This window comes from Kitasatospora sp. NPDC048662 (assembly GCF_055587065.1).
In genome coordinates, this window is the sequence record NZ_JBVJHA010000011.1 from 210,478 (window position 1) to 226,568 (window position 16,091).

At 73.5% G+C, this 16,091-nt stretch carries 10 protein-coding genes; 7 read left to right on the forward strand and 3 right to left on the reverse strand.

What is annotated here, in order from left to right:
* Window positions 1-66 precede the first annotated feature (66 nt).
* The 3 genes from ACZ6R9_RS26565 to ACZ6R9_RS26575 form a co-directional block, all read right to left on the reverse strand.
* Entirely contained in the window at window positions 67-774 is a 708-nt protein-coding gene (locus ACZ6R9_RS26565) for an AfsR/SARP family transcriptional regulator (RefSeq protein WP_380488668.1), read from the reverse strand.
* 280 nt (window positions 775-1,054) lie between these two features.
* On the reverse strand, window positions 1,055-1,282 hold the full coding sequence (locus tag ACZ6R9_RS26570) for a ferredoxin (protein ID WP_380488669.1): 228 nt from the start codon (window positions 1,280-1,282) through the stop codon (window positions 1,055-1,057).
* Window positions 1,279-2,376 (reverse strand): cytochrome P450, encoded by a 1,098-nt coding sequence (locus ACZ6R9_RS26575; protein WP_380488670.1) that lies wholly within the window; start codon window positions 2,374-2,376, stop codon window positions 1,279-1,281. Before ACZ6R9_RS26575 ends, ACZ6R9_RS26570 begins: the two co-directional genes overlap by 4 nt.
* A 379-nt stretch (window positions 2,377-2,755) precedes the next feature.
* Between ACZ6R9_RS26575 and ACZ6R9_RS26580 the strand changes: the two genes are divergently transcribed.
* The 7 genes from ACZ6R9_RS26580 to ACZ6R9_RS26610 form a co-directional block, all read left to right on the forward strand.
* On the forward strand, window positions 2,756-3,787 hold the full coding sequence (locus ACZ6R9_RS26580; protein ID WP_465540734.1) for a 3-oxoacyl-ACP synthase III family protein: 1,032 nt from the start codon (window positions 2,756-2,758) through the stop codon (window positions 3,785-3,787).
* Between the two features lie 5 nt (window positions 3,788-3,792).
* Window positions 3,793-5,694: an HAD-IIIC family phosphatase gene (locus ACZ6R9_RS26585; RefSeq protein ID WP_465540735.1), complete on the forward strand. Its 1,902-nt coding sequence runs from the start codon at window positions 3,793-3,795 to the stop codon at window positions 5,692-5,694.
* Window positions 5,691-5,918: an acyl carrier protein gene (locus ACZ6R9_RS26590; RefSeq protein WP_380488673.1), complete on the forward strand. Its 228-nt coding sequence runs from the start codon at window positions 5,691-5,693 to the stop codon at window positions 5,916-5,918. Before ACZ6R9_RS26585 ends, ACZ6R9_RS26590 begins: the two co-directional genes overlap by 4 nt.
* Entirely contained in the window at window positions 5,915-6,703 is a 789-nt protein-coding gene (locus ACZ6R9_RS26595) for a 2-oxo acid dehydrogenase subunit E2 (protein WP_465540737.1), read from the forward strand. The genes ACZ6R9_RS26590 and ACZ6R9_RS26595 overlap by 4 nt, the downstream gene beginning before the upstream one ends.
* Window positions 6,700-7,854, forward strand: coding sequence for an alpha/beta hydrolase (locus ACZ6R9_RS26600; RefSeq protein WP_465540739.1), 1,155 nt, complete (start codon window positions 6,700-6,702; stop codon window positions 7,852-7,854). The genes ACZ6R9_RS26595 and ACZ6R9_RS26600 overlap by 4 nt, the downstream gene beginning before the upstream one ends.
* Entirely contained in the window at window positions 7,851-8,648 is a 798-nt protein-coding gene (locus ACZ6R9_RS26605) for an SAM-dependent methyltransferase (protein ID WP_380488676.1), read from the forward strand. Before ACZ6R9_RS26600 ends, ACZ6R9_RS26605 begins: the two co-directional genes overlap by 4 nt.
* An 82-nt stretch (window positions 8,649-8,730) precedes the next feature.
* Window positions 8,731-16,091, forward strand: a 7,361-nt coding sequence (locus tag ACZ6R9_RS26610; protein WP_465540741.1) for a type I polyketide synthase, incomplete at its 3' end; no start/stop codon positions are given.

Below are 16,091 nucleotides of genomic sequence, written 5' to 3' on the forward strand. Positions count from 1 at the left end.
TAAAGCCCGGCCTTGTTCGGTCTTGTTCGGCCTTGTCCGGCCTTGGCCCGCAGACGGGCGCGCCGGTCAGCCGACGACCACCGACCGGTCGTCGGCGGTGAGGATTTCCTGGTGCAGATTGCGCAGCGCGGTTCCGGGGTCGATCCCGAGGTCGCGGCGGAGCGTCTCGCGGGCGGTCCGGTAGACGCGCAGCGCGTCGGCCCGGCGCTCGGAGCGGTAGAGGGCGAGCATCAGCTGCCGGTAGAAGGCCTCGCGGAACGGCTGGTCGACGGTGAGGGAGTAGAGCTGCCCGATGATCTCCCGGTGCCGGCCCAGCACCAGGTTGGACTCCATCATGATCTCGATGCATTCGAGCCGGTGCTCCTGCACCCAGGTGGCGAAGCCGTTGACGATCGGCCCGTCCCGCAGGTTTCCGAGGGCCGGCCCGTGCCACAGGCCGAGGGCCCGCTTGAATTCCGCGACGGCCCGCTCGTGTTCGTTCCGGTCGACGAGCTTGCGGCCGTTGCGCACCAGCCACAGGAAAACCTCGACGTCCAACTCGTGCGGGCCCAGGTGCAGTGTGTAACCGGAATGCTGGGTCTCTATTCTGCTGCCCGTGCAACCGGCCTCGATGAGGAACTTCCGGAGCTGGGAAACGTAGACGTAGAGTGCCGCCGTCGCGCGTGCCGGTGGACTTTCGCCCCAGAGCTCGGTGATCAGCTCGTTGATTCCCACGCTCTGTCCGGCCCTGGCCAGCAGCGCGGCGAACAGGATTTCCACCTTGCGGGCGCTCACCGACCGCCGCTGCTCGTGATTGTTCACGCACACCGGGCCGAGTACTTCGAAGATCGCTCTGTGGGGGGTCGCGACGACAGCCGGACGGGAATTCGACTCGAGGAGCCCGATTCTGTTGTTCGAGCCCGTGAGCTGCAGGTTATTGTACAATTTGTCCTCTCTTCCCGTAGCCGGTTGATTGCCTCCTGTGACGATAGCCCCAGGCGCGGATGCGCGGCGGGCAATTCGGACAGGTGAGGTCCGCCGACCGGCCAGGGGCCGATCGGCGGGACGCTCGCACTCAGGAACCGGCAAGCTTGATCGCGGTGGCCGGGCAGAGACCGGCGGCGAGGCGGGCCAGGCCCAGGTCCTGGGGGCCGGGCTCCGCCTGCAGGACGAACGCGGTGCCCTCGTCCGGGTCCTGGTCGAAGACCTCGGGGGCCACCCGGGCACACTGGCCGGCGGCGATGCAGCGGCCGGGGTCTACGCTGACCCGGGTCGCGCGGTGCTCGTGGAAGGAGCCGTTCACCAGCTGACGGGAACGGAGTCGTAGCCGTAGATCAGGGTCTCGCGGCGGAACGGCAGTTCCTCGACCGGCACCGCCAGCTTGAGGGTGGGGATCCGGGAGAACAGCGTGGACAGCACCACCTCCAGTTCCAGCCGGGCCAGGTTCTGGCCGATGCACTGGTGGATGCCGTAGCCGAACGCGAGGTGGTGACGGCTGTCCCGGGCGAGGTTCAGGGTGCCGGGGTCCTCGAAGACCTCCGGGTCGTGGTTGCCCGCCGCGGTGGACAGCAGGATGCCCTCGCCGGCCCGGATCACCATCCCGCCGATCTCGATGTCCTCGGTGGCGACCCGGTGGGTGACGTGGTCGGCGTGGCTGATGAAGCGCAGCAGCTCCTCGGTCGCCGCCGGGGCGGTGGCCGGGTCGGCCTGCAGCAGCGCCAGCTGGTCGGGGTGGCTGAGCAGGACGACGGCGCTCAGTGAGATCAGGCTGGCCGTGGTCTCGAACCCGGCGATCAGCAGCAGTACCGCCAGGCCGATCAGCTGGTCACGGTCGTCCAGCCCGTTCTCGTCGAACTTGACGATCAGCCGGGTCAGCAGGTCGTCCTCGGACGGGTCGGCGCTCTTCCGCTCGACGAGATCGGCCAGGTACGCCCGCATGTCGCCGAGGTTGGCCGCCCACTCCTCGGCGGTGACGGTGCGGTTGACCACGGTCCGGGCGCGCTGCTGGAACATCGCCCGGTCGCTGTACGGAACGCCGAGCAGCTCGCAGATCACCAGCGACGGCACGACCAGGCCGAGGTCCTGGACCAGGTCGGCCTCGCCGGGCTTGGCCAGCATCGTGCTGAGGCAGTCGTCGACGATCCCCTGGATGTAGGGGCGCATCGCCTTGACCCGGCGGAAGGTGAACTCGTTGACCACGGTGCGCCGGTAGAGGTTGTGCTCCGGCGGGTCCATCCAGGGCAGCACGCCCTTCCTGTCCACGTCCTGCTGGCCCTCGACCAGCGAGGGGAAGCCGGGCTTCATCGGGTCGGAGCTGACCCGCGGGTCGCCCAGCAGCTGCCGCACGAACTCGTACCTGGTCACCAGCCAGGCCGCCCGGTCGCCGGGGAGGGCCACCTTGCTGATCGGCCGCTCGGCGCGCAGTGCGGTGTACTCCGCGGGCGGGATGAAAGGGCAACTACGGACAATCGGGAACTGAGGAATTTCAGTCCCGAGCGACACATCATTCACGGAATTCTCACTTCCGGGCGCAGTGTGACTGGATTGCCTCCGTATTGATACTCGTGGTGCCAACTAAAGCCACTCTTAAGTGGGTTGGCCATGGTGCTGTTGAGCACCCTGCGACGCCCGGCCCCCCGGGGAGAGCATCTGCCGGAGCGCCGCGCCCGGCGCCGCCGGGCCAAGAACGCCCTTAAAGCCGCTTAAGCATTCGGCCTGAGGATCTCCGACGGAAGCGGCCCGGACGGGCAGCACGCCGACCACGCGGAGGGATCTGATGAGGCCCGAGGGAATCCATATCGTGTCAACGGGCACCGCCCTTCCCGGTCCGCCGGTCGACAATGCCGCCCTCGCCCGGCGCTTCGGCATGAGCGGCCAGTGGGAGGAGTGGATCCAGCTCTTCATCGGAACCGACACCCGGCACCTCTCGGTCGACCTGGACACCGGCGAACGCCGCAACACCCTCGCCGACCTCGCCGAACTGGCCGGCCGGCGCGCCCTCGAAGCCGCGTCCGCCGGGCCCGCCGACATCGACCTGCTGGTGATGGGCACCGCCACCCCGGACCGGCTGCTGCCGACCACCGCCTCGGTGGTCGCCGAACGGCTCGGCATCGACGGCGTCCCGGTCTACCAGCTGCAGTCCGGCTGCACCGGCGCGTTCCAGGCCCTCACCACCGCCCACCAGCTGCTCGGCACCGGTGCGTACCGGCGCGCGCTGGTGATCGGCGGCGAACTCAACGAGAAGTACTTCGACCTCGGCCAGGACTTCGGCGCGATGCGCCCCGAACAACTCATCAACTACGTGCTGTTCGGCGACGGCGCGGGCGCCGCGCTGCTCGCCGTCGAACCCGCCGGGGCACAGGCCGTGATCCGGCACAGCTCGGTCCGGCTGACCGGGCTCGGCCGGCCCGCCGGGCAGGTCCTCGAATGGTTCGGCCCCGCCGACCGGATGTCCGACCGGACCCCCGCCGTCGAGGACTACAAGGAGATCGAGGCCGCGGTGCCGCAGATGAGCCGCGAGATCCGCGACCGGCTGCTCGCCGACCTCGGCTGGACCGAACAGGACGTCCACTACCTGCTGCCGCCCCAGCTCTCCGGCCGGATGACCCGCAAGGTGGTCGACGCCCTCGCACTGCCCGGCGCCACCGAGATCAGCTGCGTCGCCCGGACCGGCAACACCGGAAACGCGACACCGTTCTTCCAGCTCGAACGGGCGCTGGAGCTGATGGGCCCCGGCGACCGCGCCCTGGGCATCTCGGTCGAGTCCAGCAAGTGGATCCGGGCCGGCTTCGCGATCGAGCGGGTGTGAACACGATGACCGCCACCACCCCAGGCGCGGGCTCCCTGCTCGACCTGCACCGGGCCGGCCGGCTCGCCGCCGAGTACCCGCAGGTCCGCGCCCGCCTCGCGGGCGCCGCCGGAGCCGAGCTCGAACGCGCCGGACAACTGCTCGCCCGGCTCGGCCCCGACCCGGTACTGCGCGCCCACGAAGGAGTGCCGCAGGTACGGGTGGCCGTCACCGGGCACGGCAACCTCGCCATGCTGGTGCCGCCGCTGACCGCCGAACTCGCCCGGCACGGCCTCCTGCTGCGCCCGACCGTCACCGACTTCGACAGCTACGTCACCGAACTGTCCGACCCCGCAGGCGACCTGCACACCGCCCGGCCCGACCTGGTGCTCTGCGTGCTCGACCCGACGATGGTGTTCGACGACCTGCCCACCCCGTGGGACCTGGACGCCGTCCACACCGCCCTCGACCACCGGATCGGCCTGATCGAGGGCCTCGCCGAGCGCTTCGTGGCCGACAGCGCCGCCACCCTGGTGCTCAACACCCTGCCGCTGCCGCGCCGGTTCGCCGCGCAACTGGTCGACCACCGCTCGCGCGCCCGGCTCGGCGTGCTCTGGCGGGAGGCCGCCGCCCGGCTGCTGCGGCTCGGCGAGCGCAGCCCGCAGATCGTGGTGCTCGACCTCGACCCGCTGCTCGCCGACGGCGTGCCCGCCACCGACCCGCGGCTCAGCGCCTACACCGGCACCCACCTGTCCGCCCCGCTGCTCGCCGCCTACGCCAGGGAGGCCGCCCACCTGGCCCGGCACCTGCAGGGCCGGACCAAGAAGTGCCTGGTCGTCGACCTCGACGAGACCCTGTGGGGCGGCGTGCTCGGCGAGGACGGCCAGGACGGCATAGAGATCGGCGAGGGCCTGCGCGGCAAGGCGTTCAGCGCCTTCCAGAAGGTCCTGCGGCAGCTCGCCGCGCAGGGCGTGCTGCTCGCCGCGGTCAGCAAGAACGACATCGGGCCGGTCCGCGAGGTGCTCCGCTCGCACCCCGGCATGACCCTGCGCGAGGACGACTTCGTCCAGGTCCGGGCCGACTGGCAGGCCAAGCCCGGCCACCTGCGGGACCTTGCCGAGGTGATCGGCATCGGCCTGGACAGCTTCGTCTTCGTCGACGACAGCCCGCACGAGTGCGGGCTGGTCCGGGACCGCTGCCCCGAGGTGGACGTGGTCGCACTCGACGCCGAGCCCGCCCTGCACATCGAGAAGCTGCTCGCCGACGGCTGGTTCACCGTCCGCTCGGTCACCGCCGAGGACGCCGAACGCACCGCCATGTACCGGGCCGACGCGGCCCGCGGCGAACTGCGGGCGGCACACACCGGCCTCGACGACTACCTGCACGATCTCGGCATCACCGTCACACTCGCCCCGGCGACGCCCGCCGAGGTCCCCCGGATCTCCCAACTGACGCTGCGTACGAACCAGTTCAACCTGACCACGCAGCGGCTCCAGCCGGCCGAGGTGCAGCAGCGGATCGACGACCCGGCGCGCACCGTGCTGGCCGTGCAGGTCGGCGACCGGTTCGGCAGCAGCGGACTGACCGGCGCGCTGTTCCTGCGGCGGACCGGCGAGGTGCTGACCGTCGAGAACTTCCTGCTGAGCTGCCGGGTCCTGGCCCGCGGTGTCGAGGACGCCTGCCTCGCCGCGGTGCTGCGGCACGCCTCGGCGCTCGGCCTGCGCGCCGTCGAGGCCGAGTACCGGGCCACCTCGAAGAACGCCAAGGTGCGCGGCCTCTACCCCGGCCACGGCTTCCGGGAGACCGGCGGCGACAGCACCGCCACGGCCTACCGCCACCTGTTGGAGGAACTGCCCGCCGTGCCCGGCCACATCCGGCTGGTCGACCGCACCGGGCCCGCCCGGACCGCCGAGGAGGAGAAGCAGTGAACAGCCTGGAGGACTTCGCCGAGCTGATCGGCGATCAGATCGGCGTCCGCGTCACCGTCGAGGACCTGCACCGCAACATCGACGAGGTGCCCGGATGGGACTCGCTGCACGTGATGTGGCTGCTGACCGTGCTGGAACGGGAGACCGGGAACCAACTCCCCCTCCCGCAGGTGATCGAGGCCCCCACCCTCGCCCACGTGTACCGGCTGGCGGTGGGCGAATGACCCTCCGGCCACTGGTGCGGCAGCGCCGCCACACCTACTACTTCCTGCGCTCGATCAGGCGCTTCTCGCCGGTCTTCCTGGACACCGAGGTCGACATGACCCGGGTGCAGCAGGCCCGCGCCGAGGCCCGCGCCGGCGGCCTGCGGTACTCGGCGGTCGCCGCCGTGGTGCACACCGCCGCCCGCGCGCTCGCCGCCCACCCACGGGCCAACGCCACGCTGCACGGCGTGCTGCGGCCCCGGATCGACAGCCACGACCGGGTCGACGTGAAGGTCGTCATGGACAAGCACCTGGACGGCGAGCGGGTCGTGCTCTCCGCCGTGCTGCCCGGCGCCGACCTGGCCGACCTCGCCGAGATCCAGGACCGGCTCGCCCACTACCGCGACGGCGACCCCGACCTCATGCCGGAGTTCGCCCCCGTCAAGCGGCTGCAGCGGCTCCCCGTGCCGCTCGGCGCGCTGCTGTTCGGACGGGCGCTGAGCAGCCCGGCCGGCCGGCGGCGGATCATGGGCACGCTCGCCGTCTCCTCGCTCGGCCACCGGCCGGTCGACGGCTTCCACTCGGTCGGCGGCACCACCATCACCCTCGGCCTCGGCCGGATCACCGAGCGGCCCGTGGTCCGCGACGGCCGGGTGGAGATCGCGCCCGTGATGCGCCTCAACCTCGCCTTCGACCACCGGGTGGTGGACGGCGCCGAGGCCGCCGACCTGCTCGCCGACATCAAGTCCGCACTGGAGGAGTTCAAGGCCCCCGACGGACCGCGCCCCGCCGGAGGCCCCGCGTGAACGACGTCGCCGAACTCAAGTCGTACGGGCTGGCGCACGCCAGGGCCCAGAACATCACGGAGGCCGCCTACCGGGAGGTGTGCGGGCGCATCGACTCCGACGACCGGGACGCCCCCGGCTCCTGGACCGGCGAGTGGAGCCGGGCCGCGGCCCGGCTGGAGGCCGAAGGCCGGCTGCTGGAGGCCTGCGGCTACTACAACCTCGCGCGGTTCCCGGCGGTCGACGGCCCGGCCCGGGCGGAGGCGCTGCGCGCATGCGTGCGGGTGTGCGCCGACTGGGCCGCCGGGAACGGCGTGGTCCGGCTCGAACTCCCCGTCCTCGGCGAGACGGTGCCGTGCTGGGCCAGCGGCCTGGACAGCACCGCGAAGCGGCCCCTGCTGCTGGTGATGGGCGGCATCATCAGCATCAAGGAGCAGTGGATGCCGCTGCTCGGCCGGGCCGCCCGGCTCGGCATGGCGGTCCTCGTCGCCGAACTCCCCGGCGTGGGGGAGAACCCGCTGACCTACGGCGCCGACAGCTGGCGGATGATCCCCCGGCTGCTGGACGCCGTCGCCGACTCCGCCGACGTCCAGCAGACCTACGGACTCACCCTCAGCTTCAGCGGACACGCGGCGCTGCGCAGCGCCGTCCACGATCCGCGGATCAGGGGCGTCATCACCATCGCCGCACCCGTCAGCGCCTTCTTCACCGACCCCGACTGGCGCCGCGGCCTGCCCGCGCTCACCCTCGACACACTGGCCCGGCTCACCCGCACCGATCCGGAGCGGATCACCGGCGACCTGTCCCCCTGGGCGCTCACCGACGAGGAACTCGCCGCGCTGGACATCCCGATCCACTACCTGGCGACCCACGAGGACGCGATCATCCCCGGCGCGGACGTGGCCCGGCTGCGCAGCCGGACCCGGCGCACCGAGGTGCTGGAGTACCGCGACGCGCACGCCGGCCCCGGCAACGCCACCGAGACCCGGGTGTGGATCTTCCGCTCCCTGCTGCGGATGCGCGGCGTCCGCGGGCCGCTCCCGGTGCTGCTGTCCACCGCGGCCGCACTGCTCCGGCTGCGCCGGCTGGTCCTCGGCCTGCGCACCCGCCGAACCCGTGCCGCCGTCCCCGGCGCCCCGTCAACCCCCTCCGCAGAAAGGACGATTCCGTGAGCGACACCTCCACCCGGATCGACACCACCCGCCCGGGCCTGGCCCGGATGTACGACTACCTGCTCGGCGGTACCGAGAACCATCCGGTCGACCGCGCGCTGGTCGACGAGATCGCGGTGACCGACCCGGGAGTGTTCGCCGCCGCGCGCGCGAACCGGGACTTCCTGATCCGCGCCGTCACCTACCTGACCGAGGAGGTGGGCATCCGCCAGTTCCTCGACATCGGCTCCGGTCTGCCCACCCAGGACAACGTGCACGCCGTCGCCCGGGCGATCGACCCGGCGGCGCGCGTGGTGTACGTGGACAACGACCCGACGGTGGCCGCGCACGCCGAGTCGCTGGTGGCGGGCCAGGACGGCATCGCGGTGATCCTCGGCGACCTCGGCAGCCCGCAGGCCGTCCTCGACCACCCACGGGTGCGCGAACTCATCGACTTCGACCAGCCGGTGGCGCTGCTGCTGGTCGCCGTCCTGCACTTCGTCCCGGACCACCGGGACCCGTGGGCGGCGGTCCGGCTGCTGCTCGACGCGCTGCCCGCCGGCAGCCACCTGGTGCTCTCGCACGTGTCGCTGGACGAGCTCGACGACCTCGCCGAGACCACCGACCGGGCCTTCGAGAAGCGGGACATCCAGCTCAACGCCAACCGCACCAAGGCCCAGATCGGCCGCTTCCTGGACGGCCTCGAACTACTGCCCCCCGGCCTGGTCCAGACCACCGAGTGGCGTTCGGGGGCGGACGCCCCGCGCAGGGTCAGCGAAATGGTCATCTGGGCGGGCGTCGCCCGCAAGAACTGACCGCTACCGACAGCCGGCCACGGACCGGCAGCCGGCCACGGCGGGGCCCCGGCCCCGGTTTTTCGACGGAGGAGTGAGCAGGGTGGTTGCAGGAAACGCGAACATCGACGCCGACCGGTCCGCCGGGCCCGACCAGGACGCGGTGGCCGTCATCGGCATGTCCTGCCGACTGCCGCACGCCGACAGCCCGCAGGCGTTCTGGCAGCTCCTGCACGAAGGCCGGGACGCGGTGGCGCCGGTCCCCGCGCACCGCTGGGGGCCGGCCGGCGACGGACGGCCCCGGCACGCCGCCCTGCTCGACCGGGTCGACGGCTTCGACGCCGCGTTCTTCGGGATCTCGCCGCGCGAGGCGGTCGAGATGGACCCGCAGCAGCGCCTGGTCCTCGAACTCGGCTGGGAACTCCTGGAAGACGCCGGCCTGCTCCCCGCGCAGCTCCGCGGCTCCCGCACCGGCGTCTTCGTCGGCGCGATCTGGGACGACTGGGCCCACCTGCTCGGCCGCCGCGGCCCCGACGCCGCCACCGGCCACACCGTCACCGGCACCCACCGGAGCATCATCCCCAACCGGCTGTCGTACGTGCTCGGCCTGCACGGGCCCAGCCTCGCCGTGGACAGCGGCCAGTCCTCCTCCCTGGTGGCCGTCCACCTCGCCTGCGAGAGCCTGCGGGCCGGTGAATCCGAACTCGCCGTGGCCGGCGGCGTCAACCTCGACCTGCTGGCCGACACCACCGAGGTCTCGGCCAAGTTCGGCGCGTTCTCGCCGACCGGGCGCTGCCGCACCTTCGACGCCGCCGCCGACGGCTACGTGCGCGGCGAGGGCGCCGGACTGGTGCTGCTCAAGCCCCTCGCCCAGGCGGTGCGCGACGGCAACCGGATCCACTGCGTCATCCTCGGCAGCGCCGTCACCAACGACGGCGGCACCAGCGGCCTCACCGTGCCGAGCGCCGACCACCAGGCCGAGGCGGTGCGCCGCGCCCAGGCGGCGGCCGGCGTCCGGCCCGCCGAGGTGCAGTACGTCGAACTGCACGGCACCGGCACCCGGGTCGGCGACCCCGTCGAGGCCGCCGCGCTCGGCTCGGTGTTCGCCGCCGACCGGGCCGCCGACGCCCGGCTGCGGGTCGGCTCCGTCAAGACCAACATCGGCCACCTGGAGGCCGCCGCCGGCATCGCCGGGCTGCTCAAGACCGCGCTCAGCATCGGGCACCGCGAACTCCCCGCCAGCCTGCACTTCGGTGCCCCCAACCCCGAGATCCCGCTCGACGAACTCCGGCTTCAGGTGCAGACCCGGAACGAGCCCTGGCCGCGCCCCGCGGAGCGGCTGGTGGCGGGCGTCAGCTCGTTCGGCATGGGCGGCACCAACTGCCACCTGGTGCTCGCCGAACACCGCGCGGACACCCCCGCCCCTGCCGGGCCCGCGTCCGACCGCACCGTCCCCTGGCTGTTGTCCGGCCGCACCCAGGACGCCCTGCGCGGGCAGGCGCGGCGGCTGCTCGACCGGCTCGCGGACGGGGCGGAGGGCACCGACGCCGAGCTCGGCCGCTCGCTCGCCACGACCAGGACCGCCTTCGGGCAGCGCGCCGCCGTGCTCGGCGGGGACCGCGCGACCCTGCTGGACGGCCTCGCCGCGCTCGCCGACGGCCGCCCCGCCGGCCACGTGCTGACCGGGAGCGCCGCGCCGCACGGTGGCCTGGCCCTGGTGTTCTCCGGCCAGGGCGCGCAACGGGCCGGCATGGGCCGCGAGTTGTACGGGGCGTTCGAGGTGTTCCGGCGCTCCGTGGACGAACTGTGCGCGGAGTTCGACGGCCTGCTGGAGCACCCGCTGCGGGAGGTGATGTTCGCCGAAGCGGGCAGCGACGCCGCCGCGCTGCTCGACCGGACCGCCTGCACCCAGCCCGCGCTGTTCACCTTCGAGGTGTCGCTGTACCGGCTGCTCCACTCGCTCGGCATCCGGCCCGACTACCTGATCGGCCACTCGGTCGGCGAACTCGCCGCCGCCCACGTGGCCGGCGTGCTGTCCGCACCCGCCGCCTGCCGGCTGGTGGCCGGCCGGGGCGCGCTGATGCAGGCGCTGCCCGCGGGCGGCGCGATGGCCGCCGTCGAGGCCACCGAGGACGAGGTGCTGGCCGCCCTCGCCGAGCACGGCTTCGACGCGGGCATCGCCGCCCTCAACGCCCCCGGCTCCACCGTCGTCTCCGGCCCCGAGGCCGCGGTGGACGCCCTCGCCGCCGCCTTCGCGGAGCGCGGCCGGCGCACCCGCCGGCTCCAGGTCAGCCACGCCTTCCACTCCCGGCTGATGGAACCCGCACTGGACGGCCTGCGCGCCCTGGCCGCCGAACTGGACTTCGCCCCGCCCGCCGTGCCCGTCATCTCCAACCTCACCGGCAGGCAGGCCACCGCCGAGCAGCTCGCCTCCGCCGACTACTGGGCCGAGCACGTCCGCGCGGCCGTCCGGTTCGGCGACGGCGTGCGGACCCTGCACGGACTCGGCGTCACCCGCTTCCTGGAGATCGGCCCCGACGCGGCGCTGCTGCACATGATCCGGCAGAACCTGCCCGCGGACACCGTCCCCGCCCCGATCGTGGTGGCCGCACAGCGCCATGACCGGCCGCAGGAGGAGACCCTCGTCCGCTCGCTGGCGCAGCTCCACCTCACGGGCACCGAACTCGACTGGTCCGCCTTCTTCGCGCCGAGCGCCGCCCGTACCGTCCCCCTGCCGACCTACGCCTTCCAGCGGCAGAGCTACTGGCCCGAGCTCGGCGACCCGGCCCGCCCGGCACCGGCGCCCGGCACCGCGGCAGCCCCGGCCGCGCCCGCCGCGCCCATCGCCCCCGCCGCGCCCATCGCCCCCGCCGCACCGGTCGCGCCCGCAGCGGACCGGTCGGGCGCGCTGCTCGCCCTGGTGCGCGGCGAGGTCGCCGCCGTCCTCGGCCACGCCTCCGCCGCCGACGTTGACACCGAGGCGGTCTTCCGCGACCTCGGCCTGGACTCGATGATGTCGGTCGACCTGTGCGAGCGGCTCTCCCTCGCCACCGGCCTCGAACTGCCCACCACCTTGCTGTACGACTGCCCCAGCCCGCTCGCCCTCGGCCGGCACCTGGCCGAGCGGCTGGCCGGCGACACCGCCGCGCACGGCACGGAGCCGGCCGCCGGGGCGGCGCCCGCCGCCGACGAGCCGGTGGCGATCGTCGGGATGGCGTGCCGGTTCCCGGGCGGGGTGGTCTCGCCGGAGGACCTGTGGCGGCTGGTCGCCGACGGCACCGACGCGATCGGCGCCTTCCCCGACAACCGCGGCTGGGACCTCGACTCGCTCTTCGACCCGGACCCCGAGCGCCCCGGCCGCTCCTACGTCGATGCCGGCGGCTTCCTCGCGGAGGCCGACCGGTTCGACCCCGGCTTCTTCGGGATCAGCCCCCGCGAGGCGACCGCGATGGACCCCCAGCAGCGGCTGCTGCTGGAGACCTCCTGGGAAGCGCTGGAACGGGCCGGCGTCGATCCGTCCGGCCTGCGCGGCAGCCGTACCGGCGTGTTCGTCGGCGCCGTCGCCCCCGAGTACGGCCCGCGCCTGCACCAGGGCGCCCAGGGCTACGACGGATACCTGCTGACCGGCAACACCTCCAGCGTCGCCTCCGGCCGCGTCGCGTACACCCTCGGCCTGCACGGGCCGGCCATCACCGTGGACACCGCCTGCTCGTCCTCGCTGGTCGCGCTGCACCTGGCGGCCCAGTCCCTGCTGCGCGGCGAGTGCGAGCTCGCGCTGGCCGGTGGCGCTGCGGTCATGAGCTCGCCCGGCATGTTCGTCGAGTTCAGCCGTCAGCGCGGACTGGCGCCCGACGGCCGGGTCAAGGCCTTCGCCGAGGCCGCCGACGGCACCGCCTGGGCCGAGGGCGTCGGCATGCTGCTGCTGATGCGCCGCTCCGAGGCCGAGCGCCGGGGCCTGCGGGTGCTCGCGCTGATCCGCGGCTCGGCGGTCAACCAGGACGGGGCGAGCAACGGCCTCTCCGCGCCCAGCGGGCCGGCCCAGGAACGGGTGATCGCCGCCGCCCTGGCCGCGGCCGGTCTGACCGGCGGGGACGTCGACGCGGTGGAGGCGCACGGCACCGGCACCAAGCTCGGCGACCCGATCGAAGCCCGGGCGCTGCTGGCCACCTACGGTCGGCACCACGACCAGGCCCGCCCGCTGCTGCTGGGCTCGCTGAAGTCCAACATCGGCCACGCGCAGGCCGCAGCCGGCGTCGGCGGCGTCGTCAAGATGGTGATGGCCCTCCAGCACGGCCTGCTGCCGCGGACCCTGCACGCGGACGCGCCGAGCTCGCACGTGGACTGGAGCAGCGGCGCCGTCAGCCTGCTGCAGGAGCCCGTGCCGTGGGAGCGCGGCGAGCGGGTGCGCCGGGCCGCCGTCTCCTCGTTCGGCATCAGCGGCACCAACGCCCACCTGATCCTGGAGGAGGCCCCCGCCGCCTCCGACGGCGCGGCCACCTCCGACAGCGCCCCGGCCTGCGACGACGCACCCGCCTCCGAGGACGCCCCGGCCTGCGAGGGCACCGCCGTGCCGTGGCTGCTGACCGCCCGCGACGACACCGCGCTGCGGGAACTCGCCGAGCGGCTCGCCGCGATGCTCGCCACCGAGCAGGGCCCGCTCGACGTGGCGGCCGTCGGCCGCACCCTGGCCACCGCGCGGGCCCGCTTCGCGCACCGCGCCGTGATCACCGCGACCGGCCGCGACGACGCCCTGCGGGCGCTGCGCGCGCTCTCGGCCGGCGCCGCCGACGACGCGCTGGTGCGCGGCCTCGCCGAGCACGACATCCGGCCGGTCCTGGTGTTCCCCGGTCAGGGGTCGCAGTGGGTGGGGATGGCGGTGGAGTTGGCGGCGTCGTCGCCGGTGTTCGCTGGGCGGTTGGCGGAGTGCGGGGTGGCGTTGGGTGAGTTCGTGGACTGGTCGTTGGGGGAGGTGTTGGCGGGTGTGCCGGGTGCGCCGTCGTTGGAGCGGGTGGATGTGGTGCAGCCGGTGTTGTTTGCGGTGATGGTGTCGTTGGCGGAGTTGTGGCGGTCGTCGGGGGTGGTGCCGGCGGCGGTGGTGGGGCATTCGCAGGGTGAGATTGCGGCGGCGTGTGTGGCGGGTGCGTTGTCGTTGCGGGATGCGGCGCGGGTGGTGGCGTTGCGCAGCAAGGCGTTGCTGCGGTTGGCGGGCACCGGTGGCATGGTTTCGGTGGCCCTTCCCGCCGCCGAGGTCGAGCAGTGGCTCGCCGACTGGCCCGGCCGGCTGTTCGTGGCGGCGGCCAACGGCCCCCGGTCCACGGTGGTCTCCGGTGACCCCGGCGCCCTCGACGAACTGCTCGCCCGCTGCGAGCAGGACGGCGAACGGGCCCGCCGGATCCCGGTCGACTACGCCTCGCACTCCGCGCACGTCGAAGCACTGGAGGCGGAGCTCGCCGAGCTGCTGGCGCCGATCCGGCCGACGACTGCCGAGGTGCCGTTCCACTCCACGCTGACCGGCGCGCTGATCGAGGACACCACCCAACTGGACGCCGGCTACTGGTACCGCAACCTGCGCAACCCCGTCCGGTTCGAACAGACGGTCCGCGGTCTCGTGGAACAGGGCCACGTCCTGTTCGTGGAGGCCAGCCCGCACCCGGTGCTCACCGTCGGCATCGAGGAGACCCTCGACAGCACGGGCGTCCACGGCACCGCCGTCGGCTCGCTGCGCCGCCGGCAGGGTGGCTACCCGCGCTTCCTCGACTCGCTGGCCCGCGCGATCGCCGCCGGCGCGCCGCTGGACCCCGCCGCGCTGTTCCCCGGCGCCGGGCCCGCCGTCGAGCTGCCCACCTACCCGTTCCAGCGGGACAGCTACTGGCTTGCCGAACCGCCCGGCACCGGCGGCGCCGCCGCCGACTTCGGCCTGCAGGCCGACGACCACCCGCTGCTCGGCGCGACCACCACTCTCGCCGACAACGAGCAACTGGTCTTCACCGGACGGCTCTCCCGGCGCACCCACCCGTGGCTCGTCGACCACCGGGTCGGCGACACCGTGCTGCTGCCCGGCACCGCCTTCGTCGAACTCGCCCTGCACGCCGGGCAGCGGACCGGCCACGGACACCTGGAGGAACTCACCCTCGAAGCGCCACTGATCCTCCCCGAGGCGGGCGCCGTGCGCCTGCAGGTCTCGCTCACCGCGCCCGACGGGAGCGGACGGCGCTCGCTCACCGTCTCCTCCCGGCCCGAGGACGCCGACACCCCCCAGGAGGAGTGGACCCGGCACGCCACCGGCACCCTGCGCCGCAGCGCCGCGGCGCCCTCGGCGCTGCCGCAGCAGTGGCCGCCGGCCGGCGCGCACCCGCTCGACCTCACCGACCTCTACCCGCGGCTCGCCGACCAGGACTACCACTACGGGCCGCTGTTCCAGGGCGTCACCCGGGCCTGGTCGGACGGCGAGACCACCTACGCCGAGATCAGCCTGCCCGCGGACCAGCGGTCGGCGGCCGAGGCGTACGGCCTGCACCCGGCGCTGCTGGACGCGGCCCTGCACCTGCTGGTCCTCGACCCTGCGGCCGCCGCCCCCAGGCTGCCGTTCTCCTGGTCGGGCGTCAGCCTGCACGCGGTCGCGGCCACCGACCTGCGGGTCCGGCTGACCAGGCGCGCCGACGGCACCGCCTCGATCGAGGCCGCCGACCCGACCGGCGCGCCGGTCGTCTCCGTGGACGAACTGACGCTCCGTGAACTGAACACCACCGTCGGCCGACCCGCGTCGCACCCGGTGCTCGAAGTCGCCTGGCTCCCGATGCCGACCGACACCGCGACCGTGGCGGCGCCCGCGCCCGGCGCCTGGGCCTTCGTCGGTCCCCACACGCTGGACACCACCGGTCTGCCCGTCACCCGGTACTCCGACCTCGCCGCCCTGCTCGACTCGCTCGGCCCCGACAGCACTCCGCCTGAAGTGGTGGTGTGTCAGGTGGGGTTGGTGGATGAGGGGTTGGGTGTGGCGGTGGGTGCGCGGGGTGTGGTGGAGGGTGTGTTGGGTTTGGTGCAGGGGTGGTTGGCGGTGGAGCGGTTGGCGGGTGTGCGGTTGGTGGTGGTGACGGCGGGTGCGGTGGGGCCGTGGGGTGGTTCGGGTGTGGGTGGTTTGGGTGGTGCGGGTGTGTGGGGGTTGGTGCGGAGTGTGCAGTCGGAGCATCCGGGGCGGTTGGTGTTGGTGGATGTGGGGGTTGGTGCGGGTGGGGTGAGTGGGTGGTTGCCGGGGGTGTTGGCGTCGGGTGAGGCGCAGGTGGCGGTGGGTGCTGGGGGTGTGGTGGTGCCGCGGTTGGTGCGGGTGCCTGCGGTGGCGGGTGGTAGCTCGTCGGGTGGTGGTGGGTTGTCGGTTGGTGGTTCGTCGTCCGGGGCCGGGTTGTCGTTCGGTGGGGGGACGGTGTTGGTGACGGGGGCGGGTGGTGCGTTGGGTGGTGTGGTGGC